This is a genomic window from Aeromonas sp. R2-3 (genome assembly GCF_040908375.1).
Lineage (GTDB): Bacteria > Pseudomonadota > Gammaproteobacteria > Enterobacterales > Aeromonadaceae > Aeromonas > Aeromonas veronii.
In genome coordinates, this window is record NZ_JBFODP010000022.1 from 178194 (window position 1) to 202914 (window position 24721).

Annotated in this window: 20 protein-coding genes, 1 tRNA gene and 1 riboswitch; of the genes, 14 read left to right on the top strand and 7 right to left on the bottom strand. The window is 59.8% G+C overall.

Translation table 11 applies throughout. The features are described from left to right. The first annotated feature begins 4 nt into the window (after positions 1 to 4). Positions 5 to 1168 (top strand): heme biosynthesis HemY N-terminal domain-containing protein, encoded by a 1164-nt coding sequence (locus AB5Z02_RS11455; protein ID WP_231720013.1) that lies wholly within the window; start codon positions 5 to 7, stop codon positions 1166 to 1168. Positions 1169 to 1238: 70 nt separating this feature from the next. Here the strand turns inward: AB5Z02_RS11455 and AB5Z02_RS11460 are convergent, their stop codons facing one another. Then, on the bottom strand, positions 1239 to 1490 hold the full coding sequence (locus AB5Z02_RS11460) for a YkgJ family cysteine cluster protein (RefSeq protein ID WP_005336384.1): 252 nt from the start codon (positions 1488 to 1490) through the stop codon (positions 1239 to 1241). A 134-nt stretch (positions 1491 to 1624) separates the two neighbouring features. Beyond that, complete coding sequence (gene glpX, locus AB5Z02_RS11465) at positions 1625 to 2635, bottom strand: class II fructose-bisphosphatase (RefSeq protein ID WP_005336386.1); 1011 nt, start codon at positions 2633 to 2635, stop codon at positions 1625 to 1627. A 221-nt stretch (positions 2636 to 2856) separates the two neighbouring features. On the opposite strand from glpX, the gene AB5Z02_RS11470 reads away from it, so the two are divergent. The 8 genes from AB5Z02_RS11470 (at position 2857) to AB5Z02_RS11505 (ending at position 13246) form a co-directional block, all read left to right on the top strand. Further along, positions 2857 to 3936, top strand: a complete 1080-nt coding sequence (locus AB5Z02_RS11470; protein ID WP_005355196.1) for a porin — start codon at positions 2857 to 2859, stop codon at positions 3934 to 3936. Positions 3937 to 4056: 120 nt separating this feature from the next. Next, positions 4057 to 4977, top strand: coding sequence for an ABC transporter substrate-binding protein (locus tag AB5Z02_RS11475; protein ID WP_231720016.1), 921 nt, complete (start codon positions 4057 to 4059; stop codon positions 4975 to 4977). 33 nt (positions 4978 to 5010) lie between these two features. Then, a complete protein-coding gene (locus tag AB5Z02_RS11480; RefSeq protein WP_368216016.1) occupies positions 5011 to 5889 on the top strand; it encodes an EamA family transporter in 879 nt (292 codons plus the stop codon). A gap of 435 nt (positions 5890 to 6324) precedes the next feature. Next, positions 6325 to 7791, top strand: coding sequence for a glutamate/gamma-aminobutyrate family transporter YjeM (gene yjeM, locus AB5Z02_RS11485; RefSeq protein ID WP_368216017.1), 1467 nt, complete (start codon positions 6325 to 6327; stop codon positions 7789 to 7791). Positions 7792 to 8050: 259 nt separating this feature from the next. Beyond that, positions 8051 to 8962, top strand: coding sequence for a D-alanyl-D-alanine endopeptidase (gene pbpG, locus AB5Z02_RS11490; protein ID WP_005336410.1), 912 nt, complete (start codon positions 8051 to 8053; stop codon positions 8960 to 8962). Positions 8963 to 9185: 223 nt separating this feature from the next. Next, the gene (locus AB5Z02_RS11495; RefSeq protein ID WP_368216018.1) at positions 9186 to 10223 is read left to right on the top strand and encodes an acyltransferase; all 1038 of its coding nucleotides are present in this window, start codon (positions 9186 to 9188) and stop codon (positions 10221 to 10223) included. Between the two features lie 293 nt (positions 10224 to 10516). Further along, positions 10517 to 12559 carry a TonB-dependent receptor gene (locus AB5Z02_RS11500; RefSeq protein ID WP_368216019.1) on the top strand — a complete coding sequence of 681 codons (2043 nt, stop codon included), beginning with the start codon at positions 10517 to 10519 and terminating at the stop codon, positions 12557 to 12559. Positions 12560 to 12580: 21 nt separating this feature from the next. Beyond that, complete coding sequence (locus tag AB5Z02_RS11505; RefSeq protein WP_331461713.1) at positions 12581 to 13246, top strand: PepSY-associated TM helix domain-containing protein; 666 nt, start codon at positions 12581 to 12583, stop codon at positions 13244 to 13246. Positions 13247 to 13484: 238 nt separating this feature from the next. On the opposite strand, the gene AB5Z02_RS11510 is transcribed toward AB5Z02_RS11505, so the two are convergent. Beyond that, positions 13485 to 13570, bottom strand: a tRNA-Leu gene (locus AB5Z02_RS11510). A 143-nt stretch (positions 13571 to 13713) separates the two neighbouring features. Here AB5Z02_RS11510 and AB5Z02_RS11515 point away from each other — a divergent pair. Then, on the top strand, positions 13714 to 14247 hold the full coding sequence (locus AB5Z02_RS11515) for an RDD family protein (protein WP_368216020.1): 534 nt from the start codon (positions 13714 to 13716) through the stop codon (positions 14245 to 14247). A gap of 74 nt (positions 14248 to 14321) precedes the next feature. Here the strand turns inward: AB5Z02_RS11515 and lptG are convergent, their stop codons facing one another. Both lptG and lptF read right to left on the bottom strand, forming a co-directional pair. After that, positions 14322 to 15392, bottom strand: a complete 1071-nt coding sequence (gene lptG, locus AB5Z02_RS11520) for an LPS export ABC transporter permease LptG (RefSeq protein ID WP_021231808.1) — start codon at positions 15390 to 15392, stop codon at positions 14322 to 14324. Between the two features lie 25 nt (positions 15393 to 15417). After that, positions 15418 to 16530 carry an LPS export ABC transporter permease LptF gene (gene lptF, locus AB5Z02_RS11525; RefSeq protein ID WP_162515121.1) on the bottom strand — a complete coding sequence of 371 codons (1113 nt, stop codon included), beginning with the start codon at positions 16528 to 16530 and terminating at the stop codon, positions 15418 to 15420. 172 nt (positions 16531 to 16702) lie between these two features. Here lptF and pepA point away from each other — a divergent pair, with 172 nt between their 5' ends. The 3 genes from pepA to AB5Z02_RS11540 all read left to right on the top strand — a co-directional run bounded on the left by pepA (position 16703) and on the right by AB5Z02_RS11540 (position 21758). Then, a complete protein-coding gene (pepA, locus tag AB5Z02_RS11530) occupies positions 16703 to 18211 on the top strand; it encodes a leucyl aminopeptidase (RefSeq protein WP_005336423.1) in 1509 nt (502 codons plus the stop codon). A gap of 174 nt (positions 18212 to 18385) precedes the next feature. Continuing rightward, on the top strand, positions 18386 to 18841 hold the full coding sequence (locus AB5Z02_RS11535; protein WP_368216021.1) for a DNA polymerase III subunit chi: 456 nt from the start codon (positions 18386 to 18388) through the stop codon (positions 18839 to 18841). A 64-nt stretch (positions 18842 to 18905) separates the two neighbouring features. Then, on the top strand, positions 18906 to 21758 hold the full coding sequence (locus AB5Z02_RS11540) for a valine--tRNA ligase (protein ID WP_368216022.1): 2853 nt from the start codon (positions 18906 to 18908) through the stop codon (positions 21756 to 21758). Between the two features lie 67 nt (positions 21759 to 21825). Here the strand turns inward: AB5Z02_RS11540 and AB5Z02_RS11545 are convergent, their stop codons facing one another. Further along, positions 21826 to 22812: a sodium:calcium antiporter gene (locus AB5Z02_RS11545; protein ID WP_368216023.1), complete on the bottom strand. Its 987-nt coding sequence runs from the start codon at positions 22810 to 22812 to the stop codon at positions 21826 to 21828. A gap of 88 nt (positions 22813 to 22900) precedes the next feature. Beyond that, a riboswitch (yybP-ykoY riboswitch) is annotated at positions 22901 to 23007 on the bottom strand. Positions 23008 to 23180: 173 nt separating this feature from the next. Here AB5Z02_RS11545 and AB5Z02_RS11550 point away from each other — a divergent pair. After that, positions 23181 to 23768: a superinfection exclusion B family protein gene (locus AB5Z02_RS11550; protein ID WP_041210085.1), complete on the top strand. Its 588-nt coding sequence runs from the start codon at positions 23181 to 23183 to the stop codon at positions 23766 to 23768. Between the two features lie 92 nt (positions 23769 to 23860). On the opposite strand, the gene AB5Z02_RS11555 is transcribed toward AB5Z02_RS11550, so the two are convergent. Further along, positions 23861 to 24721: a GyrI-like domain-containing protein gene (locus AB5Z02_RS11555; protein ID WP_368216024.1), complete on the bottom strand. Its 861-nt coding sequence runs from the start codon at positions 24719 to 24721 to the stop codon at positions 23861 to 23863.

Genomic DNA, 24721 nt, shown 5'->3' on the forward strand with positions numbered 1-24721 from the left:
CACCATGATCCGTATAATCATTCTGGTCGCCGTGATGGTCGCAGGGCTGATCTTTGGCCCGCAAGCCTCCGGTAACAAGGGCTATGTGCTGATTGCCCTTGGCAATTACACCATCGAATCTTCCGTAACCAGCGCGGTGATCCTGGCCGTGCTGTTCTACGGCGCCCTGCTGATCGTCGAGTGGCTGCTGGGTCGGGTATTCGGCCTGCGCCGCAAGACCCTCGGCTGGTACGGCTCGCGCCGCCGCCGCAAGGCCAATCAACAGACCGTCGCCGCCACCTTGGCAATGGCCGAAGGGCACTACAGTCAGGCTGAAAAGCTGATGATCAAGGGGGCCAGCAACAGCGACACCCCGCTGCTCAACTACCTGAGCGCCGCCAAGGCGGCACAGGCCCGTGGTGACGACGCCCGCCGGGATCAATACCTGCAAAAAGCGCAGGAGGAGAATCCCAAAGCCGAGCTGGCGCTCACCCTGACCCAGACCCAGTTGCAGATCGAGCAGGGCCAGTACGATACCGCGCTGGCGATGCTGGAGTCGGTCTACGCCCTCAACCCGCGTCACCCCATGGTGCTGGATCAGCTGCGTCAGGTACATCTGGCCCGTCAGGACTGGAGCGCCCTGTGCGACCTGATCCCGACACTGCACAAGGTGGGCAAGCTGACCCCGAAACAGGAAGAAGATCTGCTGCAACAGGCCTGGTCTGGTCGTCTGCAACAGGCTGCCGGCAGCCTCGAGACCCTCAAGGCGGTATGGCAGGATCTGCCGCGCAAGCTGCGCCTCGAGCCGGAACTGCTGGCCTGCTACGGCGATCTGCTGCGCCAGCTGGGCGCCGATGGCGAGGCCGCCACCCTGTGGCAGGAGGCACTGCGAAAACAGCCGATGCCGCAGTTGCTGGCTCGCCTGCCCAAGCTGAAACTCGACAGCTACCAGCCGCTGCTGGCGCTGCTGCAAAAGCAGCAGGGGCAACCGGAAGTAGACACCGCACTGGCCCAGCTCTATCTGCTGGCAGGTCAGCTGGACGATGCCCAGAAGCTGCTGGAGCAGGAGGTGGAGCGGGCGCCGAGCGCCGCCGCCTACCACGCCCTCGGCCAGCTGATGGACAAGCGCCGCCTCACCAACAAGGCCAACGAGTACTATCGTCAGGCACTGGAACTGGCGGGAGTCTGATCCCCGGCAAACAGAAACGCGAGAGGCCGCATGATGCGGCCTCTTTTTTTATCTCTTCGCCCTGCCCTCGTCAGGTGGTGAGCCGTTCCAGCTCGCCGATCAGCCAGATGGCCTCGGCACGGTGGCTGCCGCACACATCCATCATGGGGCGAAAACCGCCACACACCGCCGGCCGTTCCGGTTGACCGAAGATCTTGCAGCCAAGGGCGCTATCGAGCTGGATACAGGGGACGCCAGCCGGTTTGCCATCTGGCATACCGGGAATGGCACTGCTGATACTGGGGGCGATGCAACAGGCAGCGCAGCCGCTACGACACTCCATAGACTCCACTCCTTTGGGACGGTCTGAGCCACCATAGCCGAAGCGGCGACACAAACGTAGCTGGCGCACAACAAAAAGCCCGACCGCACGGGCGATCGGGCTTCAGACAACACAGCCGGTTCAGCGAGCCATCATCACAGGATGATATCGCGTACCACGCTGTCTTTGCGCTCAAGATAATGGATCGACTTGATACGACGAATGGTACGGGATTTACCACGGATCAACAGAGTCTCGGTGGTCGCCATCACGCCATCGCTGGTGATGCCATCCAGCAGATCACCCTTGGTGATGCCGGTAGCAGAGAAGATGACGTTGTCATTCTTCGCCATGTCTTCCAGCTTGAGCACCTTGTTGACATCGATGCCCAGCGCTTCGCAGCGGGCAATTTCCTGCTCGCCCAGCGCACGCACTTCCGGGCTGTCACCCTTGACGCGGTGACGCGGCACCAGACGGGCCTGCATGTCGCCATCCAGCGCGCGGATCACCGCAGCGGAGATCACCCCTTCCGGTGCGCCGCCGATGCCATACAGCATGTCGACTTCGCTGTCCGGCAGACAGGTGAGGATGGAGGCGGCAACGTCACCATCAGGAATGGCGAACACCCGCACGCCCAGCCCCTGCATCTCCTTGATCGCCTTGTCATGGCGCGGCTTGGCCAGGGTAATGACGGTCAGACGGGAGAGCGGCTTGCCCAGCGCCTTGGCCACGGACTTCAGGTTCAGCTCGAGAGCCTGATCCAGGTCGATGGCGCCTTTGGCCTTGGGCCCGACGATCAGCTTTTCCATGTACATGTCAGGCGCTTTCAGGAAAGAACCCTTGTCGCCCACCGCCAGCACGGCCAGCGCGTTGGCCTGACCCATGGCTGTCATGCGGGTACCCTCGATGGGATCGACCGCGATATCCACCGCGTCGCCGTGTCCGGTACCGACCTTCTCGCCGATATAGAGCATCGGCGCTTCATCAATTTCACCTTCGCCGATCACAATCTCACCATCGATCTCGATCTGGTTGAGAATGTGGCGCATGGCCGCTACGGCCGCCCCATCAGCGATATTCTTGTCACCACGTCCGAGCCACTTGTAGCCAGCCAGTGCAGCCGCTTCCGTCACTCGGGAAAACTCGATTGCCAGTTCACGTCTCATCGCATATCCAACCTATGGAGCTCGAAAACGGGCGGCATTCTACCACAAGGGCAAACCTTTGCGCACAAAAGTAGCCGCTGCGAGCAAGAATGTAGCCAATTCATCCAATTGCAACCCAATTGCCATCGACTCTTCATCCAACTGTCACCCCGCTGTCATCCCCGCTGCCTAGCATGAGCCCGTTTTCAAAACAAAAGCTTGCAACACCACAAGGGATTAAGATGAAAAAGCTGACTGTAGTGGCACTGGCTCTCACCGCAGCCTTCCAGGCTCAAGCCGTTGAAGTGTACAAAAATGACACCTCCATGCTGGATCTCTATGGCCGTATCTACGCTGGCCAATTCTTCGGCGACAAGAAAGAAAACGTCGATACTGCCAATCCGAATGGCACCAAGGATTACAGCGCCAAGCAAGGGGCAAACCAGTTTGTCCGTTTCGGTGCCAAGGCCGAGACCCAGATCCAGAGCGGTCTGAAGGCGCTGGCCCAGTACGAAGTGCAGATGTACATCAACGACAGCGAAAAGACCTTGGGTAAAGATGGAAGCACAGACAACCTGCGCACCCGTCTGGCCTTTGCCGGTGTCGGCGCTGACTGGGGGACTGTGACTTTCGGTCGCCAGAAAGGGGCCCCGGGCTTCCTGGCCGACTGGACTGATGTCTCCCTCTCCGACGGCTACGGCAACGAAGCGCTGGGCGCCAAGACTGACACCTTCGCCACCAACCGCGCAGGTTCCGTGTTGAAGTATTCCGGCCTGTTCAATGGCTTCCAGTTTGATGCCAGCTACAAATTTGATGGCGGCCAAGAAGAAGACAAGAGCAGCAACAAGACCTCCGCAGCTGACCCAGCCTATGGTGCAGCCGTGGCTTACACCTTCCCGTTCAATCTGTCTTTGGGTACCGCCTACAACGTTGGCCAACGTCAGGAAAAGAATACCGAAGACGCCAAACTGTGGCTGATCTCTGCCAAGTTCGACAACAAGGCGGCCTATGCAGCTCTGAGCTATGCCGATGGCTCTGACTTTGTCCAAAGTGGCACCGACCATACCGGCTGGGAAGCCGCGCTGGGCTACAACTTCGAAAACGGCTTCGGTCTGATGGCCCTGTGGAACAAACAGGAGCAGGAAGTCACTGGCGGCAAGAAAACCGATGCCATTGACTACTACACCCTGGGTGCCCAGTACAAATTCAACAAGAACCTGCGGGTGATTGGCGAGTACCGCATCAACAATCTGGACAGCGTTGCCGGCAAAGCGACAGCCAACAAGGATGACTTCCAGCTGGCTGCCCGCTACGACTTCTAATCGAGGTTTTGCGGATCCCCAAAGCGCGATGGCTTGCCATCGCGCTTTTTGCTGGGCGTCGCTCACGACCGGAGAAAGTGGCCTAGGCTCAACAGTAGATGTATCGCCGGAGAGATGATCATGGTCAGGCTGCTTTTCGTCCTGCTGTTGCTGCTGGCTCTTCCCGCTCACGCCCTCTCTATCGCCATGGTGCTGTGGCGCGGTGAAACCGCAGCTGAAGCGGGCTTTCGAGCAGAGCTGACCCGCCTTGGCTATCAGGCCACCATCACCACCTATAACGCCGATCAGGATCGTACGGCGCTGGCAACCATGCTGCGCCAGCAGATGCTGCCGAAACTGGCCGAATACGACTACATCTACACTTTTGGCACCACCGCCACCACCATGACCAAGAGTCTGGTGGCCAACCGCAAGCCACTGATCTTCAACGTGGTATCCGATCCGGTCGGGGCAGACATCCTCTCGGAAGACAAAGCCCAGAACAGCATGGTAGCCGGGGTAAGCAACATGGTGCCGATGGCACTGCAACTGGCCAACGCCAGCGAGCATCTGGCCACCGGAAAACGGCTGCTGCTACCCTTCAACCCCCGTGAGCAGAACACCCTGCTGGTGGCCGATATGCTGCTCAATGAAGCGAAACGCTATCAGTGGCAGATGGTCACCTGGCGAATGGCCCCTGACCCACGGCGGCTGGACAACGAACTGAAGCGGCTGCAACAGGATGCCAAAAACGACATCGTCTTTCTGGCCGCAGACAGCTATCTGCTCTCCATCGCCCCCCGTTTGCTGAATGCGCTCAACGCAGCCACCATCCCTACCATCTGCAGTGCCGAGCTGTTCGTCGAACACGGCTGCAGCGTTGGCACCATCAGCAGCTACGAGGCGCTGGGCAAGATGGCCGCCGGGATCATCCATCGCCATCAGCAGGGAACAGAATTGCAGGATATTCCGCTGCAGACCGACCCCCATCCCAAACTGGTGCTGGGGCAGCTGGGTAACGCCACCACGCAGGAGGCGAGCCCCGAAAAGCCGAAGCCTTGATAAAGATCTCGGCCAATCAGGCTCCGGGCGGGTATGCTGTTGACCCCCATCGCCCGAGAGCCCTTTCCCATGAGCACCACCGTCTTTTTTGCCGTTCTGCTGGCAGCCCTGCTTCACGCCAGCTGGAATGCGCTGGTCAAAATTGGCGAAGAGCGGCTGGTGGGCGTGTCACTGGTGGCGATCTTCTCAGGGCTTATCGCCGCCGTGGCGCTGCTGCCCATGGGGCTTCCCTCTGCTGCCGAGCTGCCCTGGCTCGGCCTCTCAGTCCTGCTCCATATCGGTTACTGCCTGTTTCTCAGCCATGCCTACAATCAGGGCGATTTTGGCCAGATCTATCCGCTGGCCCGTGGCAGTGCCCCGCTGCTCGCCATGGCGTTAAGTGCCCTGCTGCTGGGGGACTACCCCGGTTACGGCGGCATCATCGGCGCCTGCGTGCTGATCATGGGGGTCTTGCTGATGGCCTGGCGAGGCGGGCAGCAGCGCCTTGACAGCAAGGCAGTTCGGGCAGCACTGATCACGGCCATGTTCACGGCGACCTATACCCTCTCGGATGGAGCCGGCGCCCGCGCAGGGGGTGAACCGGTACGCTACACCCTCTGGCTCTTTGCCTGTACCGGGCTGGCGATGCTGCTGGTGTTGCTCGTCCACCAGAGGCGTAACGCCTGGCGCCAGATCCGTCAATATGCACTGGTTGGCGCCACCGGAGGGGCTATGTCACTGCTCGCCTACGGGATTGTTATCTGGGCCATGACCCAAGCCCCCATTGGCGTGGTCGCGGCTCTGCGCGAAAGCAGTGTGCTGTTTGCCATGCTGCTCTCGGTCTGGCTGCTGAAAGAGCCGCTCGGTCGCATGCGGCTGACGGCGGCGGCCATTATTACCGGCGGCGTGCTGCTGACCCGGCTGGGAGGATAAGCGCTGTCGCCATAGGGGCGCATTTATCAGGCAGGATGGCGTAATTCACTCCGCCAAATATGCCGAATACCAATAATGGAAATAAGTGTCGGCCCGGGCGTAAATGTTTACATCCGCAACGTATCAATTAACTGGCAGGTCTGTTTATTTCAACCACAGCTTCATTCGGGAAACTTATCTGCCCAGCAGCATTAATGATAAAATCGTTCACAGTTAATTTTCAGCAATGCTGACCAATACCGCGCATGGCACAGACCATGCCGCTCCGCCCATACATTCATTGGCCGCCTGACGGGTAAGCCAGCCCGGTCAGAGATGACCCGATCGCGCCCGCCACAGCAAGATGGCATGGCGCTACCGCGTTATAAATGGGTCCGGTTTCGTCCGTTTAATTTTTGATTATTTTAAATCCAGCACCATCAGGGAGTTTTTAATATGTCAGCAAAAAAGCTGAAATTGGGCGCCTTTATATTGATGATATTAACATCGGTATTTGGCGTCACTAATATCGGGATCGGTTTTTACCGCATGGGATATGCCGCCATTCCGATGTTCGTGATCGGCGGACTGTTCTTTTTCATCCCGTTCATTTTGATGATGATCGAATTCGGCACCGGTTTTCGCAAAGAGGCAGGCGGCATCTTTACCTGGATGCGCCACTCGGTCTCGACCCGATTCGCCTTTATCGGTCTGACCATGTGGTTCGCCTCCTACGTCATCTGGATGTTTGGCAAGGCGCTCTCCATGTGGGTGCCCCTCTCCTTCATGCTGTTTGGCCGCGACATCACCGTCATCCCGGTCACCCTGGGCACCGGCATCGACTTTGGCCCCTTTATTCTGGGCGTAGTCGCCATCGCACTGGTTGCCACCGTCACCAAGCTCATCACCCTGGGCAGCGCCCGCTTCGCCAAAGTGGCGGCTATCGGCGGTCTCTCCGTGGTGGCGCTCAACGTGCTGTTGCTGGTCGGTGGCGTCTTCACCTTCGCGGTGAGCGGCATGACCCTGCAGGAGCCCCTCACCGAAGCATCACTGGCAGCCTCTCCCAACGCCGCGTTCAACGACATCATCCCTTTCCTCGGCTTTATGGTATTCGCCATCTTCGCCTACGGCGGGGTCGAGGCGATGGCCGGGGTGGCTGACGAGCTGGAAGATCCCGAACGCGACCTCAAGCGCGGCATCTTCCTCTCCGGCGCCTTTATCGTGCTCTGCTACATCATCGGCTTTCTGGCGGTCGGCTCCATCATGCGCTGGAGCGACTTCCCGGCCGAGGGGATCACCTCTCTCTCCGCCCTCTTCATCATCATGCTGGAGCTGGGGCGCCATCTCGGTGGCGAGTGGCTGGGACAGGTGTTCATGCGCTTTGCCGGATTGGGCATGTTCCTGAGCTATCTGGGTGCCTTTATCGCCCTCTCCTACGCGCCGCTGCGCCAGTTCATCACCGGCACCCCGAGCTACTTCTGGCCGGAGCGTTTCCAGCGCGAGAACGAGAATGGCGTGCGCATTGAAGCCCTCAAGGTGCAAGCCTGGGTGGTCTGTCTGTTCATTGCCGCCAAATCCATCTTTACCCTGATCAACCCGGAAGGGGCCGCCGCCCTCTACGAGCTGATCATCACCATGACCAACGTCGGCATGACCCTGCCCTACATGTTCCTCATCTACGCCTGGTATCGCTATCGCAACAACCCGGCGCTGGGCAAGGACCTGATCTTCTTCAAGAGCGCGGGCTCGGTGCTGCTGGCTACCATCATCAGCCTGATCCTGGTCGCCTTCGGCAACGTCTTTACCGTGGTCGCCCCCTTTATCTCCGGCGATATCTCCACCGGCGTCTGGACCATCATTGGCCCGCTGCTGTTCGTGGTGATCGCCATGCGCTTCAAGATCAAGCAGGAAGATACCCACTAACCGGCAGGCAATGCTCCATACCAATCGGGACCGTTCTGGTCCCGATTGTTTTAGCGCTGGCTTCCGCTCACCATCACGGCCAGCCCATAGTTTCAATGCAAAAAAAGACTCCATAGAGACCTCTTTTACGCACTCCTCGCCGTCAGAGCGCGCTCAACGCCGTAAATTATCAATATCAAGGTGAGAATGATTGTGAAGCGCCAGTTCACGACATATAACTTAGCGAGATATCCCTGTATTTCGTCCGGTAGAGCTGATCATGATGATGCGTTCCCTCCTTCCCCTATTGCTTGGCGCAGTAATGTTGCCGGCCACTATGGACAGTGCCCATGCCAACCCCTTTTCCGCCAGCAGCAAGAGCAGCAGCGGCTTTCTCGAGCGACGGGATGTGCCTAACCTCAGCTCGGCTGCCTTCGTGGTGGCCAACCACAGAACCGGCGAGGTGATCTCCGAGCGCAACGGCAACCGGGTAATGCCCATCGCCTCACTCACCAAGCTGATGACGGCGCTGGTGGTGCTGGATGCCAACCTGCGCCTGAATGAAATGCTCACCGTGACCAATGCCGACATCGACCGCATCAAGGGAACCGGCTCGCGCCTGGCCATAGGTTCCAGACTCAGCCGCGCCGAAATGCTCCATATCGCCCTAATGTCCTCTGAAAACCGCGCCGCATCGGCGCTGGCCCGCCACTATCCCGGCGGCCAGCGCGCCTTCGTCGAGGCGATGAATGCCAAGGCCCGCATGCTGGGGATGTGGAATACCCGCTACGCCGACAGTACCGGGCTCAACCCGCGCAATGTCTCCACCGCACAGGATCTCGCCAAACTCGCCGCCGCAGCTGCCTCCTATCCGCTGATCCGCCAGTACTCCACCGACGAGCAGAGTTATGTGCGCACCAACAAGCGCCAGCTGCACTACCTCAACTCCAACCGGCTGATCCGCGAAGGGCAATGGGAGTTCACCCTCTCCAAGACCGGCTATATCCGCGAAGCGGGCCGCTGTCTGGTGCTGGGCACCAAGGTCAATCGTGAGCCAGTGATCATGGTGCTGCTCAATGCCGAGACCACCAACGATCGGGTCGCCGATGCCAAGCGGATCAAAACCTGGCTGGAGAGCTCGGGCAGAACCACCCTGGCCGCCAACCAGAGCAGCATGCTGACTCACCAGTAAGATCGAGATCCCCAACCAAGCGAGGCGCCAGCCTCGCTTTTTTTATCTGCATGAGCGCGCCCAAAAAATGGGATCCAGTTCCCGTTACAGGTAACACCTTCCGCCATCCCGTTACAAAACGTAACTACTCAACAGTGTGATTCACACTAATAGAATCAATTGGTTGTAACCTAGCAGCAAGAATTTTAGCGTGCCATCACAACCCCTGTAACGACGAGCCACCATGCGTATTTCCAGTATCGAGTGCGGGCGGGTACTGGCCATTCTGGCCGTGATGACCATTCACGTATCCCCCTTCGCCAATCCGTTCAATCCCGCCCTGTGGGGAAGTGGATCCTGGCTCTGGCTGAGCGGCACCATCAACCAGTTATGCCGCTTTGCCGTGCCGCTGTTTTTCCTCTGTGCCGGTTACTTTCTGCAGCCGAGACTGAGCCGCGAAGCGCCGCTGACCGTTGCCTGGCGCTACTGCCACCCCTTGCTGCTGCTCTGGCTGGTGTGGAGTCTGGTCTACCTGCTGGTACCGTTCAATCCGCTGGATGCCGTGCAGCAAGGCTATCTGGCCTCCCTGCGCGGGCAGTGGCAATTCCAGCTCGGCGACCCCCTCAATGGCTGGCTGGTGGGCGGCATGATCCACCTCTGGTTCCTGCCAGCCCTGATCATGGCGGTGACTCTGCTGGCACTCTGCTACCGGCTTGGCAGACCAGCGCTCGCCCTCTGGCTGGGTCTTGGCCTCTACCTGCTGGCGCTGCTGGGGGGCTCCTATGCCAAGCCGCTGCTGGGTGCCGAGTGGCCACTGCTCACCCGTAACGGCCCCTTCTTCTCCCTGCTGTTTGTGGCGCTTGGTGCCCTGCTGCGCCAGCGTCAGTGGCAACCGGATACCCGCACCGGCTGGCAACTGCTGCTGGCGGGCGTGGCGCTCTATGGCTGTGAAGCCTGGGCGCTGCAGCACTTCGCCGCAGTGCCGCTCACCCGCCACGACTTCCTGCTCGGCTCCCTTCCCTGGGCTCTCGGCCTGTTTGGCCTGCTGCTGGCCAACCCCGAGTTGGGCAAGGGCAGCTGGCTTGAACGTCAAGCCCCCAAAGTGCTCGGGATCTACTGCCTGCACATGATGCTGGTGGTCTGGCTCTTCGTGTTCGGCCCGCAGGGCGCATCCATCCTGTGGGAGATTGCCAAGGTGCCGCTGCTGCTGGGATCGTCTCTGCTGGCCTATCGCCTGCTGGCGGCCCAGCCCCTCACCCGCCGGCTGCTGCGTACCCACTGAACCCTCCATCCGGCCCGACACATCGGGCCGGATAGCTCTTCACGTTTTGTCTCTTTCTCTTCCGCTACACCCTTTTGCTCTCGTTTCATTACCGCGGTTTGCTGCAATGGTTCTGCTTTTCAGCCGTGCTTCCCCGACCGCACAACCCGCCCCCAATGCCCCCCTCCATTTTCACCTTGCCAGACAAATGAAAATCAATATCATTGGCATCCCGCTTAAGCGGGTCAGGCTAATTATAATTAAATCAATATGTTCGAGCCGTCAGGTCGACATCCAAAGAGTCAATATTGAATATGCAGCACCCTCACTTTCGCAGAACGCTGGTCTCGCTGGCACTGCTGGGCACCGGCTTCACTGCCCAGGCCACCGATGAAACCATGACAGTGGTTGGCAAACGCTCCCAGCATCAGGAAGTTGCCACCGCAACCCGTACCAATACGCCAGCCAAGCTGGTTCCCCAGACCATCGACAGCGTCAAAGTCAGCGAGCTGACCGCCTTCGGCCAACCTACGCTGAGTGAAGCCCTGAGCGGCATTCCCGGGGTCAACGCCAGCGGTGATACCCGCTTCGACGGGGTCAACATCCGCGGCTTCAGCGCCAGCAATGACTTCTATCTCGACGGGTTCCGCGACGACATGCAGTACACCCGGGCTCTCGGCAACATCGAGCGGGTGGAAGTGCTCAAGGGCCCGGCTGCCGTGCTCTACGGCCGCGGCAGCACGGGGGGCATCGTCAACCGAGTCAGCAAGAAGCCGCAAAAAGGGCAGGAGTCCAGCGTCACCGCCCGGGTCGGCAGCTTTGACAGTCAGCGACTGGCCGCCGACCTCAATGGTGAGGCGAGTGAGCAGGTGCAACTGCGCCTCAACATGGCGCAAGAGGACAAAGATAGCTTCCGCAACGGCGTGAAGAGCAAGCGCACTCTGCTGGCCCCTTCCGCCAACTGGGAGATCAGCGACAACCTCAACTTGCTGGTGCAGTACGAGCGCAACGAACATGACCGCACCCCGGATCGCGGCATTCCCGGGGTCAATGGCCGTCCGGCCGATGTGCCGCGAGAGTATGTTTACAGCGATACCAGCCGCGACTTCATTGATGACGTGGCGCAATCCACCCGCTCCCGCCTCTCCTGGGATATCAACGATCAGTGGCAGTTGCGCCAGCAGCTCGGTTACTCCACCCTCGACAGCCAGTTTGACAACACCTATGTCACCAGCGTCAAAGGGGATAAGGTGACCCGCTCCCGCTGGCAGCAGGATCTGAAAGCGAAGAACCTGATCAGCAACACCGAGGCCGAGGGTCTGTTCCAGACCGGCCCGGTGGAACATCGCCTGCTGGTTGGCTTCGAGCAGAACTGGCAGGAGCGCACACCCAAGCTCTACCAGAACGCCACCGCCATCCCGTCTGGCAATCTCTACGATCCGGGCTCGCTGCCCACCTACAATGGCGCCATGAAGCTCTCCAGCGACGCCAAACACAAGGTGCGCGGTAATGGCCTCTATCTGCAGGATCAGCTCACCCTGGGTGACTGGCATCTGGTGGGCGGGCTGCGCCGTGATGACTTCACCGTCACCAGTCGCCGCTACGACCTCAACAAGGAGGAGAGCGTCTCGGTCAACAGCCTGAGCCCGCGCCTCGGTCTGGTGTGGAATCCCCTCGAGGATCACGCCTTCTACACCTCCTACAGCAAGACCTTCACTCCGGTGGGCGGCGAGCTGATCGGCATCACCCCGGGTGACAAGAACAACGGGCTGGAACCCCAGCACACCCGCCTCTACGAGGGGGGGGTGAAGAGTGACTGGCTGAACGGCAAGCTGGCGACCACTCTCTCCCTCTATCGACTGGAGATGTACAACAAGCGCACCAAGGATCCGCTGGATCCCACCAAGGTGATCCTCACCGGCCTGCAGCGTACCGAGGGTGTCGAGCTGAGCGCACGTGCCGAGCTGACCGACGAGATCTACCTGCGTGGCGGCTTCGCCATTCAGGATGCGGAGCAGGTCAAGGCGGACGCGGATCTGCAGGGCAAGCGCCCGATGAACGTCTCCCGCCAGAATGGCCAGTTCTATCTCGGCTACAAGAGTGGCGAGCAGGGCTGGTTCGGTGAAACCGGCGTGACGGCAGTGGGCGATCGCTTTGCCGACAACGCCAACACCACCACACTGCCCGGTTACGCCCGCTTCGATGCGCGCGCCGGTTATCGCTGGCAGCAGTGGGAAGCCGAGCTGAGCGCCGAGAACCTGACTGACCACGAGTACTTCGTCAGCGCCACCAGTGCCACCCAGATCATGCCGGGCACGCCCCGCCAGCTGAGTCTGACCGGTACCTACCGTTTCTGATCTCTGTGACAACCACCCCGACTGGCCAGCCCTTGCTGGCCAGTTTTTTATGAAGCAACCACGATGAAACGCAGAAGAGTTCCCCTTCACAACAACAAATGGGTACGCCGCCTCCATGCCTGGGCCGGTTTTTTTACCCTCGCCCTGATGCTGATGTACGGCATCACCGGCCTCTGGCTGCAACACCGTGCCGTGTTGCCCATCCCCGGCCCCCACACTGACAAATCGAGTGAAGAGATAGTGCTGGAGACGCCGCTTGCCAGCCCGGAGCAGCTGAAAAACCTGCTGCAACAGCGCTATCCCGATACCTTTGCCGACGGGCGAACCATGATCACCCCGGCCCAGACCCTGCCCACCCCGAACGGCCCGCTCACCCTGCCCGCCAAGTGGGAAATGCGCGGCGTTACCCTCAGCCAGAGCGTAGCCGCCAGCTATGTCGAGGGTACCTTGCTGGTACGTACCGACCTGCAGCAAGCCAACTTTGCCGCCAGCCTCAACCGGCTGCACCGCGGTATGGGCACCGGCCTCGGCTGGCAGCTGTTTGGCGATATCGCCGCCCTGGCCCTGCTGCTGCTCGCCCTCACCAGCCTGTTTATGTGGACCAAACTGCACGGCACACCCAGAGCCATCATAGCGCTGACGCTCGCAGGTACCCTCGGTACCCTGCTGTTTGCCCTGCTGGGATAGCGCGCGACCATGCTACTGTGTAGCAAGGAAATGAAAGAAAACCGCAATAGAGACAGGCCGCTGGCGGTGATGCCGTCAGCGGCCACATCAAGAAAAGGAAATAATGGAGAGCGGGAAAAGAGAAGGGATACCAAGAGGTAACGGGAAGCACTGCCAGCTCAACAGTAACGCTCCAATGTGCAGGAACGCCAAAAAACAAAAGGCCATCATTGCTGATGGCCTTTTGTCATGAATTTGATGGTGCCCGGGGTCGGACTCGAACCGACACGGTTATTCACCGGCGGATTTTGAATCCGCTGCGTCTACCGATTTCGCCACCCGGGCAACTGCGAGGGATTATACGAATGGCGCGATGCCATGCAAGGTGTTTTTCGATTGAACACTCCCGTTTGTTCATTTATTCAACGCCTTGCCGATGCGGGGCCAGTTACATAGAATGCCGCCATCATCTTAATGGAATAAAAACGATGGCCAAGCCTAAAAAAGTCCAACAAAAATCCCCCTCTACCGCCACTCAGCCATACCCGTCAGCGGGTCTGCTGCGTCGCCTCGGCGCTCTGATTTATGATGCGCTGGTGGTGACTTCGCTGCTGATCATCGCCGGCTTTATCGGCATGGGTGTCGCCAAGCTGCTGCTGGTTACCGGCATGGCAAGCGTACCGGCGGGTGAAGATACCGTCTGGTTGCTGACCCGCCACCACCTGAGCCTGATCTACACCCTGTGGCTCGCCTTCGTCATCTGTGGCTTCTACACCTGGTTCTGGACCCGCGCTGGCCAGACCGTCGGCATGCGCGCCTGGCGGCTGCGCATTCAGAACGAGGATGGCAGCCATATCCGTATTACCCAGGCGCTGATCCGTCTCGCCACTGCCGCCTTTGGTCTGGGCAACCTGATGTGCCTGTTCAACCGCCAGCGCCCACGGGCGTTTCAGGATATCTGGGCCGAGTGCGAAGTGATCGTGCTGAGCAAAGAGGCAAATCTGGAATTGTTGAACAAGTAATCCCGGATCAATGCAATAACGAAAGAGGGCACCAACAGGTGCCCTCTTTGCATTTCCTCATAACCTCGTGCGGATTACTGCTTGCGGCTGAGGATGTAGAAGGAGATGCCGCCAAACAGCAGGCTGGGCGCGATAGCCGCCAGAATCGGCGGTACCGCATAGACCAGACTGATGGGGCCAAACACCCGATCACTCACATAGACGGCAAAGCCGGTCATGATCCCCATCAGCATCCGTGCCCCCATGCTCACCGAGCGTAGCGGGCCGAAGATGAAGGAGGAGGCCAGCAGGATCATCGCCACCACCGAGAGCGGTGACAGCAGTTTGCGCCACATCTCCAGCTTGTAGCGACCGGCATCCTGCTTGTTGGCATCGAGATAGCCGATGTAATCGAGCAGACCGGAGACCGAGAGGTTCTCGGGGTCGATACTTACCACCCCCAGCTGTTTGGGCGTCAACTCCGAGCTCCACTCCATCTTGTCATGCTGCTCGCTGCGGATCTGCGCCGGGTCGTCGAAGCGGGTAACCTGGGTCTGCTTGAGCAGCCAGTGGTGACGCTCAAACACCCCCTCCTGCGCCTGCACCACGTCGATCAGCTTGCGCTCGGGGGTGAAGCGATAGAGGGTGATGCCGGTGAGGGCGCCATCGTTACGCACCCCGTTGATATTGACGAAGTTGTTGCCATCGCGAGCCCACACCCCGTAGGCGGAAACCGTCAGACGACCTTCGGACAGCGCGCCCGCCTTGATGTCATCGGCCATCCGCTTGGCGATGGGGGCCACATATTCCCCCATCAGCCCCACCATGATCATCAGCGGGATCGCCGTCTTGAGCGCCGCCATTACAATACTGATCTTGGATCGACCCGCCGCCTGCATCACCACCAGCTCGGAGCTGGTCGCCAGCTGACCCAGACCAATCAGGCCACCCAGCAGCGCGGCCAGCGGGAAGAAGAGCACCGCCTCCTTGGGCATGGAGAGCAGCACATAGTAGAGGGCGTTGATCATGTCGTAGTTGCCGTCACCGACCGACTTGAGCTGCTCCACATACTTGATGAGTGCCGCAAGGCCAACCAGCGTGATTTCACACAGCAGGATCGACATGAAAATGACCCTACCGATATATCTATCGAGAATGCCAAACATCAGCAGAAGTTCCTATGTTGCAGCATCATGCTGATTTTCTGTTGAAATAGCGCCCTTTCACCCCGTTCCACCAGCTGGTGCCCTGCAGATTGAGGGGCAGGCCGATAAACAGCAGGTAACCGAGCGGCACCAGGAACATCCCCGGCCAGTAGGGCAGCCGACCGCTGTCAATGGCCGAACGGGCGGCGCTGAGCAGCAGGAAGTAGGAGAGATAGAGCATGATGGCCGGCAACAGCTTGGCGTAGCGCCCCTGACGGGGATTGACCCGCGCCAGCGGTACCACCAGCAGGGTCAGCACCGGAATGGAGAGGGGCAGCGAGATACGCCACTGCAATTCCGCCATCATGGCGTTGTCCTGGGTACCGAACAGTTCCATGGTCGGCTTGGCCGCAGCCTTGCGGTTGGAACGCTCCATCTCTTGCTGGCGGATCACCAGACCATATTCGCGAAAATCGGAGATCTGGAACTGTTTGCCGGAGAAGTTCCCTTCGTAGCGGGAACCATCCATCAGAGTCAGCCACTGCAGACCGTTCTCATCGACCGTCACCACCCCTTCGCTCGCCACCACCACCGAGGGAGGATTGTTCCCCTCCGCCCGCTGCAGCACGAAGATCTTTTGCAGTTTTGAGCCGTTGTCGTTCAAATCCTGGATATAGGCAACCAGACGCCCCTTGTCGAGCTCCATAAAGCGGCCCGCCTGCAGGAAGGAGATACCCGGATCCGCCTTGAACTCGTCGATCACCTGATACTCGCGCTCCTTGGCCTGTGGGGCGATCCAGCCGGTGTTGAACGCCGCAACCACCGCCGTCAGCAAGGCCAGCAACATGGCGCTGCGCATCACGAAACGGTGGCTGAAGCCGACCGCATGCATCACCGTCATCTCGCTTTCGGCGTAGAGGCGACCATGGGCAAACAAAATGGCTAAAAAGAGACTGATAGGCAGCATCAACAGCGCCATATTGGGCAAGTTGAGCAGCAGCAGGGTGGAGACCAGACGTGTCGGCACCTCGCCATCGGCGGCGTCACCGATGATCTTGATAAATTGTTGGCTGACAAAGATAAGCAGCAATACGAATAACACTGCCAGCTGGGTTTTCAGGGTTTCCCTGAACAAATATCGGAAAACGATCACAGTCATTCCCAAGTAAACTTGTGTTTTTAGTCGAATGCCTGAAAAATAGGGCCGTATATTGGATTTTTACCAGTTTGAACTGCGGAGCCTGTGGCTGTTCGCTCCGCCTCTGATACCCCAACAAGCACCGCATTATTCAATAAAAGGTGCCTTTTGTCTTTAGGATGTAGGAGATTCCATGGAGTTCAGTGTAAAGAGTGGCAGTCCAGAGAAGCAACGGAGCGCCTGCGTCGTAGTCGGCGTATTTGAGCCTCGTCGCCTCTCTCCGGTTGCCGAACAACTGGACAAGATCAGCGATGGCTATATCAGTTCGCTGCTGCGCCGTGGCGACCTGGAAGGGAAACCAGGCCAGATGCTGCTGCTGCATCAAGTACCGGGCGTGCTCAGCGAGCGCGTACTGCTGGTCGGATGCGGCAAGGAGCGGGAACTCGACGAACGCCAGTACAAGCAGATCATCAACAAGACCATCACCACCCTGAACGAAACCGGCTCCATGGAAGCGGTCTGCTTCCTCACCGAGCTGCACGTCAAGGGTCGGGATACCTATTGGAAGGTGCGCCAGGCGGTAGAAACCACCAAGGCGGGCCTCTACAGCTTCGATCAGTTCAAGACCAACAAGGCCGAGCCACGTCGCCCACTGCGCAAGCTGGTATTCAACGTGCCGACGCGTCGGGAACTGACCATTGGTGAAAAAGCCATCGCTCACGGTCTGGCCGTGGCCAAGGGTGTGCGGGTCTGCCGCGACGTGGCGAACATGCCGCCCAACGTCTGCAACCCGGCCTATCTGGCCTCCCAGGCCCGTCGTCTGGCCGATGCCTACGACAACATTACCACCAAGGTGGTGGGCGAGCAGGAGATGGCCGAACTCGGCATGAACTCCTATCTGGCGGTGGCTCGCGGCTCCGACAACGAAGCCATGATGGCCATCATCGAATACAAGGGTCATCCGGATGCCAAGCCCATCGTGCTGGTCGGCAAGGGTCTGACCTTTGACTCCGGCGGCATCTCCATCAAACCGGCCGACGGCATGGACGAGATGAAGTACGACATGGGTGGCGCCGCCTCCGTGCTCGGTACCATGCATGCGCTGGCCCAACTGCAACTGCCGATCAACGTCATCGGCGTGCTGGCAGGCTGCGAGAACATGCCGGGTGGCAACGCCTATCGTCCGGGTGACATCCTCACCTCCATGTCCGGCCAGACCATCGAAGTGCTCAACACCGATGCGGAAGGTCGTCTGGTGCTGTGTGATGCGCTGACCTATGTGGACCGCTTCGATCCGGAAACCGTGATCGACGTGGCGACCCTGACCGGTGCCTGCGTCATCGCGCTGGGTCACCACACCTCGGGTCTGCTGGCCAACCACAACCCGCTGGCCCACGAGCTGCTCAACGCCTCCGAGCAGGCGGGTGATCGCGCCTGGCGTCTGCCGCTGTTTGACGAGTATCAGGAGCAGATCGACAGCCCGTTCGCCGACATGGCCAACATCGGCGGTCGTCCGGCCGGCACCATCACCGCGGCCGCCTTCCTGTCACGCTTCACCAAGAAGTACAACTGGGCCCACCTGGATATCGCCGGGACTGCCTGGAAGAGTGGCAAGGATAAAGGCTCCACCGGTCGTCCGGTGCCCCTGCTGACCCAGTTCCTGCTGAACCGGGCTGGCGTGGATATCGAAGAGAAAGAGTAACTCTCCGGCCCCTGCCGATGGCTGCATCGGAAGGGTTGGCGTTACCCTGAACCACAAGGAAGAGGCCCGCCTCTTCCTTGTTTCATTCTTGAATCAGTGAGCTGCGGATGGGAAACGCCCCGTCAGCCTCATGAGGCGGTCAACAGTCCGTCACCGCAAAACGGGATCAACCTGATGAGCCAAGTGACCTTTTACCTGATGAGCGAACAGGATGACGCGCAGGCCTCTGCGGTCGAGCGACTGGCCTGCACTCTTGCGGCCGAGTCGTGGGGGGCGGGCCATATCTACCTGTTCTGCAACGATGAGGCCCAGGCCCTGCGTCTGGACGAGCTGTTGTGGCAACTGCCACCGGAGCGCTTCGTGCCGCACCAGCTGCAAGGCGAAAGCGGCATGGCCCCGGTGGAGATCGGCTATCAGCCGCCGAAACGGCGCTACGCCCGCCTCATCAATCTGGCCATTGCGACACCTTTGTTTGCAGGACACTTCGCTCAAGTGGTAGATTTTGTCCCCACTGACGAAACACAAAAGCAGCAAGCCCGCGAGCGCTACAAGCACTATCGCCAGGCAGGCCATACCCTCGAAATGAGGGATCCGCCCGTCCTTGCCGCACCGGATCCGGCGCAGCCCTGACTGCAACCAATTGATCCATAAAGAATCAACACCAGACTCCATCCATCCAGATTACGGCGAGACCATGGAAAAGACTTTTAATCACAACGCCATCGAACAGGCGCTCTATCAGCACTGGGAAGCCCAGGGTTACTTCAAGCCCCACGGCGACACCAGCAAAGACTCCTTCTGCATCATGATCCCGCCGCCGAACGTCACCGGCAGCCTGCACATGGGTCACGCCTTCCAGCAAACCCTGATGGATACCCTGATCCGCTACAACCGCATGCAGGGCAAGAACACCCTGTGGCAGGCAGGTACCGACCACGCCGGTATCGCTACCCAGATGGTGGTTGAGCGCAAGATCGCTGCAGAAGAGGGCAAAACTCGCCACGATTACGGCCGTGATGCCTTCATCGACAAGATTTGGCAGTGGAAGGAAGAGTCCGGCGGTACCATCACCCGCCAGATGCGTCGTCTGGGCGACTCCGTGGATTGGGAGCGCGAGCGCTTTACCATGGATGAGGGTCTCTCCGCTGCCGTGCAGGAAGTGTTTGTCCGTCTTTACGAAGATGGCCTGATGTACCGCGGCAAGCGTCTGGTGAACTGGGATCCGAAACTCAACACCGCCATCTCCGATCTGGAAGTGGAGAACCGTGAGATCAAGGGCCACATGTGGCACCTGCGCTATCCGCTTGCCAACGGCGCCAAGACCGCCGAAGGCAAAGATTACCTGATCGTCGCCACCACTCGTCCGGAGACCATGCTGGGCGATACCGCCGTGGCCGTGAACCCGGAAGACCCGCGCTACAAGGCGCTGATCGGCCAGCACATCCTGCTGCCGCTGGTGAACCGTCTGATCCCCATCGTCGCCGATGAACACGCCGACATGGAGAAGGGCACCGGTTGCGTGAAGATCACCCCGGCCCACGACTTCAACGATAACGAAGTGGGCAAGCGCCACAGCCTGCCGATGATCAACATCTTCACTCTGGACGCTCACGTGCGTGCCGAGGCCGAAGTGGTCGATACCAACGGCAACCCGAGCACTGCCTACGACGCCGCCCTGCCGGCCGAGTTCGCCGGTCTGGAGCGCTTCGCCGCCCGTAAGGCGATTCTGGCCAAGCTGGAAGAGCTGGGTCTGCTGGACGAGATCAAGGATCACGTGCTGCAACAGCCTTACGGCGATCGCGGTGGCGTGCCCATCGAGCCGATGCTGACCGACCAGTGGTACGTGCGCGTGGCACCGATGGCCAAGACCGCCATCGAAGCGGTGGAAGATGGCCGCATCCAGTTCGTACCGAAGCAGTACGAAAACATGTACTTCTCCTGGATGCGCGACATTCAGGACTGGTGCGTATCCCGTCAACTGTGGTGGGGTCACCGCATCCCGGCATGGTATGACGACGCCGGCAATGTCTACGTGGGCCGTGACGAGGCGGAAGTGCGTGCCAAGCACAGCATCCCGTCCGTGACCACCCTGCGTCAGGACGAAGACGTGCTCGACACCTGGTTCAGCTCCGCTCTGTGGACCTTCTCCACCCTGGGCTGGCCAAACAACACCGAGGCACTCAAGACCTTCCACCCGACCGACGTGCTGATGAGCGGCTTCGACATCATCTTCTTCTGGATTGCCCGGATGATCATGATGACCATGCACTTCATCAAGGACGAAAACGGCCAGCCGCAAGTCCCGTTCAAGACCGTCTACATCACCGGTCTGATCCGTGACGAAGAGGGCCAGAAGATGTCCAAATCCAAGGGCAACGTGCTGGACCCGCTCGACATGATCGACGGTATCTCGCTGGAAGATCTGCTGGAGAAGCGCACCGGCAACATGATGCAGCCGCAGATGGCCGAGAAGATCGCCAAGCGTACAGCCAAGCAGTTCCCGGAAGGGATCGATGCCCACGGTACCGATGCCCTGCGCTTCACTCTGGCCGCGCTGGCCTCTACCGGTCGTGACATCAACTGGGACATGAAGCGCCTGGACGGCTACAACAACTTCTGCAACAAGCTGTGGAACGCCTCCCGCTATGTGCTGATGAACACCGAAGATCAGGATTGCGGTTTTGCCGGTGGCGAAATGCAGTTCAGTCTGGCGGATCGCTGGATCCAGTCCCAGCTGCAAGTGGCCATCCGTGACTTCCGTACCGCCCTCGATACCTACCGCTTCGACATCGCGGCTGGCGTGCTGTACGAATTTATCTGGAACCAGTTCTGTGACTGGTATCTGGAGCTGACCAAGCCGGTGCTGACCAAGGGTTCCGAGGCCGAGCAGCGCGCTGCCCGCCATACCTTGGTGACCGTGCTGGAAACCCTGCTGCGTCTGGCGCACCCGATCATCCCGTTCATCACCGAGACCATCTGGAAATCGGTCGCCCCGCTGGCTGGCGTACACGCCGACACCATCATGATTCAGGCCTTCCCGGAGTTCGACGCCGCCAAGGTGGACGAAGCCGCGATGGCGGATCAGGAGTGGGTGAAGGAGTTCATCGTCAGCATCCGCAACATCCGCGCCGAGATGAACGTGGCACCGAGCGTGCCTCTCAACGTGCTGCTCCAGTGCGATACCAAGGATGCCAAGCGCGCCGCTGACAACGAGGCCTTCCTCAAGTCCCTGGCTCGTCTGGAGTCCATCCGCGTACTGGCGGACGGTGAAACCGCCCCGCTGTCAGTGAAGAAGCTGATCGGTGCCACCGAGCTGATGATCCCGATGGCCGGTCTCATCGACAAGGATGCCGAGCTGGCCCGTCTGGCTAAAGAGGTTGCCCGTCTGGTGGGCGAGTGCGGCCGTATCGAAGGCAAGCTTGGCAACGAAGCCTTCGTCGCCAAGGCGCCGGAAGCGGTCATCGCCAAAGAGCGCGAGAAGCTGGAAGATTACCGTCTCCAGCTGACCAAGCTGGAAGCCCAGCAGGCCGAGATCGCCGCGCTGTAAGCACCGCCCCAACCGATACAACAAAGCCCCCTGCCAAGGGGGCTTTTTCATATCCGTGCTTCCCGCTTCAGCTCACCAGCAACCAACCGCAAAAACCGAGATAGAGCAGACCGACCAGCCCCAGCCGCTCGGCGGTCATGGTTCCCTTTCTGAACCCCCACCAGAGCAACCCGACCGCCAACAGCGTCACCAGCGAGGAGGCCATCATGGCACCATCCAGCAGCCAGGGGGTAAAGAGCAGACAAAACGCCTTGGGGATAGTGCCCTGGATCATCATGGCCCCGGATATATTGGCCAGCGCCAGCCGGTTCTTGCCCTGCCGCACCCAGATCAGCACGTTCATCAGCTCCGGCATCTCGGTCGCCACCGGACTCAACAGCAGAGCCGCCAGCACCGGCGAGAGGCCAAACAGCTCGCCCATGCTCTCCAGCTGATGGACAAACAGCTGGGCAGCCAGCGCCACCACCACCAACGCAGCCAGCGTCTGCAGCAACACCTTGCCAAGGGGCGGGATTCCGGCATTTGGAGCCAGCTTGAGGGGCTCCGGCAATTCGACTTCGTGGCTGTCAGCCTGTTTCAGCTCGCGCCTTACATAGACGAGGTAGACCAGCAGGAAGAGCGGGGCCAGCCAGCTCTTGCCGGTGAAGGCGACCAGCCCCAGCGCAGTCGCCACCAGAAAGATGCCGATAAACCAGCGCTGATCCCGGCCAATATCGCGCTGCACCTCGCCGTCGATGGCCCGTTCGGTACGACTCATGCAAAGTAGCAGGGTGAGGCCGACTGCCGCATAGCCGATGGTCGCCAGCACCAGCGGCCCGCCAAGGGCGGCGCCAATGCCGATCTCCTGCTGGGCGGTCGTGTTGCCCATCAGCAAAGCGGTCAGGGTGACGATGCACTCGGGCAGCGCCGTACCCAGTGCCGCCAGCAGGGAGCCGGTGGCGCTTTGGGATAGTTTGAAGTGGTGGCCGGTCCACTCGATGCCGTTGACGAAGTATTCGCAGGCAAGGTAGATGGTGACCGCAGAGACGAGAAATAACAGCAGGGTAATCAACATAATAGATACCGCCAGGCGAGCAGAATAACCGATGGACCCGACATGGCTCGCCCGGCTGGCGTGCATATCGAGGCCAAAGGTCTTGCAGAGCGATAGTGCCTATCGCCGCCCATGCCATGGATACGAGGATCCAAGAGTGTTGACATGGGCCCGGCCCGGAATGAGGGCGGGTTGCTACTCCCCAATGACTGAGGGGACTTTTTAGCAACTCGACCGCCGCCTCACAAGGCAAATTAATGACAACTCATTCAATAAGTTGTAAGGGAATGTAACCTCGCCAGCCTCCCCTCCCCCGCCGTCATTGCGCTGTTGGCACACCGATTGCTGTAGGTAGTTCACTATCCACAACAGTTTGGGAAGGATGAACAATGAAACGGTGGATCCAACATTTCTATCAACTGAACCGCCTCAACTGGATGATGGTCTGGTTGTTGCTCTGTTGCAGCATCATTTTGCTGTTTCCGGCCGGACTGATGAAGGGGGCCGTCAGCCAGTGGGCCACGACCCACGCGGCCTGGCTGGGTGTCGGCATGTTGATCGCCATCTCCTACTTCTGCAGTCAGGGCTTCCTGATCGCCTGGGAGTGGGCCTGTGACGAGTGGCAGGCACGCCGCCAGCAGGATCAGCTGGCCCAGATGATCAGCTTCCTCGATTTCAACGAGAAGGCGGTGCTGCGCGAGTTCGTGCTGCAGCGCAAAAGCGTCATAAACCTGCCGATCACCGAGCCCGCCGTCAAAAACCTGATGGATGCCGGCGTCCTCACCTACGCCTACGGCAAACCGACGCGCGAGAAAGAGGACGAGAACCAGATCCGCGCCCTGATGATCGCCCTGCCCGCCCGACCGCTGCTCACCTACAAGGTGCTGGGGCTGTCGCGTGGCAAGATGAGCGACGAGCAGGTGGAGCAGATCATGAATGCCAGACCCAAGTTCGCCCAGAAGAGCCTGCAGCGCTAATCAGCGCCCGCTGATATAAAAAGAGCCGGACACTGTCCGGCTCTCTCGTTTCTGCGCGACGTTCTGTACCATCCCTTGCGTCTTGTTGTGCCCTACCCCTTGAGGCTGGAGCAAAAGCTGACATCGTCCTGCACAGGATCATCGCTCATGCTGTGATAGAGCTCGAAGCAGGGACCATTGCCAAACTCCAGCCCGGCAGCAACGATGTCGCCGATATGTTCCTGCCAACGCGGGCCATACTGGCTGCGGTCGGTAATAAGATAACGGGACTGGGCGTAACGACCGGCGGGAATAAGCTGGATCTCGACCGCTCCCATCCCCACCGTCCCCGCAGGCACCGTCACCCCGATGTCAGTGCGACACTGGGCTGGCGGAGTCACCTCGGGGTTATCGTGATAGATGAAGATCCACTCCCCACCTTCCAGACCGCGGGCGCTGACCCACTGATGCAGCTGGCTGCAGACGGGGTCATACCCCTCGCCATAGGGGCCGGTGACACGCATATAGGCCAGAGTGCGGGCGTCCATCTCGATGGTTTTCATGGTATTGCTCCTTGCTGATGAGTGACCCTCAGCATAAGGATTCGGCTGCACAAGTGCGTGTCCATCCTTGCTCATCAAGTGTCCATTCTTGCTCTTATCGCGGCGAAACTCTCCCGGCGTGCAACCATAGTAACGGCGAAATACCTTGGCAAACGCCTGGGAGCTGGCGAGCCCCGCCCCCAACGCAATGGCCGTGACACTGGCATCGGAATAGCAGAGCTGCCAAGCTGCCCGCTGGATGCGCAGACGACGACACATCTCCCCGGGCGTCTCCCCCGCCACAGCCGTAAACACCCGGTGAAAATGGTAGAAAGACAAGCAGGCACTGCTTGCCAGCATTTCAATGGAGAGATCGGGATTCTGCTCCAGCGCTCGGATCACCGGGCGCAATCTGGCCTGATAATCGACCAT

Excerpts from the sequence above, each read along its gene's own strand:
- AB5Z02_RS11495 (WP_368216018.1), top strand. The coding sequence starts at position 9,186 with ATGCGTATTTCCAGTATCGAGTGCGGGCGGGTACTGGCCATTCTGGCC.
- AB5Z02_RS11475 (WP_231720016.1), top strand. The coding sequence starts at position 4,057 with ATGGTCAGGCTGCTTTTCGTCCTGCTGTTGCTGCTGGCTCTTCCCGCT.
- lptF (WP_162515121.1), bottom strand. The coding sequence starts at position 16,530 with ATGACTGTGATCGTTTTCCGATATTTGTTCAGGGAAACCCTGAAAACC.
- AB5Z02_RS11545 (WP_368216023.1), bottom strand. The coding sequence starts at position 22,812 with ATGTTGATTACCCTGCTGTTATTTCTCGTCTCTGCGGTCACCATCTAC.
- pepA (WP_005336423.1), top strand. The coding sequence starts at position 16,703 with ATGGAGTTCAGTGTAAAGAGTGGCAGTCCAGAGAAGCAACGGAGCGCC.
- yjeM (WP_368216017.1), top strand. The coding sequence starts at position 6,325 with ATGTCAGCAAAAAAGCTGAAATTGGGCGCCTTTATATTGATGATATTA.
- AB5Z02_RS11470 (WP_005355196.1), top strand. The coding sequence starts at position 2,857 with ATGAAAAAGCTGACTGTAGTGGCACTGGCTCTCACCGCAGCCTTCCAG.
- glpX (WP_005336386.1), bottom strand. The coding sequence starts at position 2,635 with ATGAGACGTGAACTGGCAATCGAGTTTTCCCGAGTGACGGAAGCGGCT.
- AB5Z02_RS11455 (WP_231720013.1), top strand. The coding sequence starts at position 5 with ATGATCCGTATAATCATTCTGGTCGCCGTGATGGTCGCAGGGCTGATC.
- AB5Z02_RS11540 (WP_368216022.1), top strand. The coding sequence starts at position 18,906 with ATGGAAAAGACTTTTAATCACAACGCCATCGAACAGGCGCTCTATCAG.
- lptG (WP_021231808.1), bottom strand. The coding sequence starts at position 15,392 with ATGTTTGGCATTCTCGATAGATATATCGGTAGGGTCATTTTCATGTCG.
- AB5Z02_RS11500 (WP_368216019.1), top strand. The coding sequence starts at position 10,517 with ATGCAGCACCCTCACTTTCGCAGAACGCTGGTCTCGCTGGCACTGCTG.
- AB5Z02_RS11480 (WP_368216016.1), top strand. The coding sequence starts at position 5,011 with ATGCTGTTGACCCCCATCGCCCGAGAGCCCTTTCCCATGAGCACCACC.
- AB5Z02_RS11535 (WP_368216021.1), top strand. The coding sequence starts at position 18,386 with ATGAGCCAAGTGACCTTTTACCTGATGAGCGAACAGGATGACGCGCAG.
- AB5Z02_RS11515 (WP_368216020.1), top strand. The coding sequence starts at position 13,714 with ATGGCCAAGCCTAAAAAAGTCCAACAAAAATCCCCCTCTACCGCCACT.
- pbpG (WP_005336410.1), top strand. The coding sequence starts at position 8,051 with ATGATGATGCGTTCCCTCCTTCCCCTATTGCTTGGCGCAGTAATGTTG.
- AB5Z02_RS11555 (WP_368216024.1), bottom strand. The coding sequence starts at position 24,721 with ATGGTCGATTATCAGGCCAGATTGCGCCCGGTGATCCGAGCGCTGGAG.
- AB5Z02_RS11550 (WP_041210085.1), top strand. The coding sequence starts at position 23,181 with ATGAAACGGTGGATCCAACATTTCTATCAACTGAACCGCCTCAACTGG.
- AB5Z02_RS11460 (WP_005336384.1), bottom strand. The coding sequence starts at position 1,490 with ATGGAGTGTCGTAGCGGCTGCGCTGCCTGTTGCATCGCCCCCAGTATC.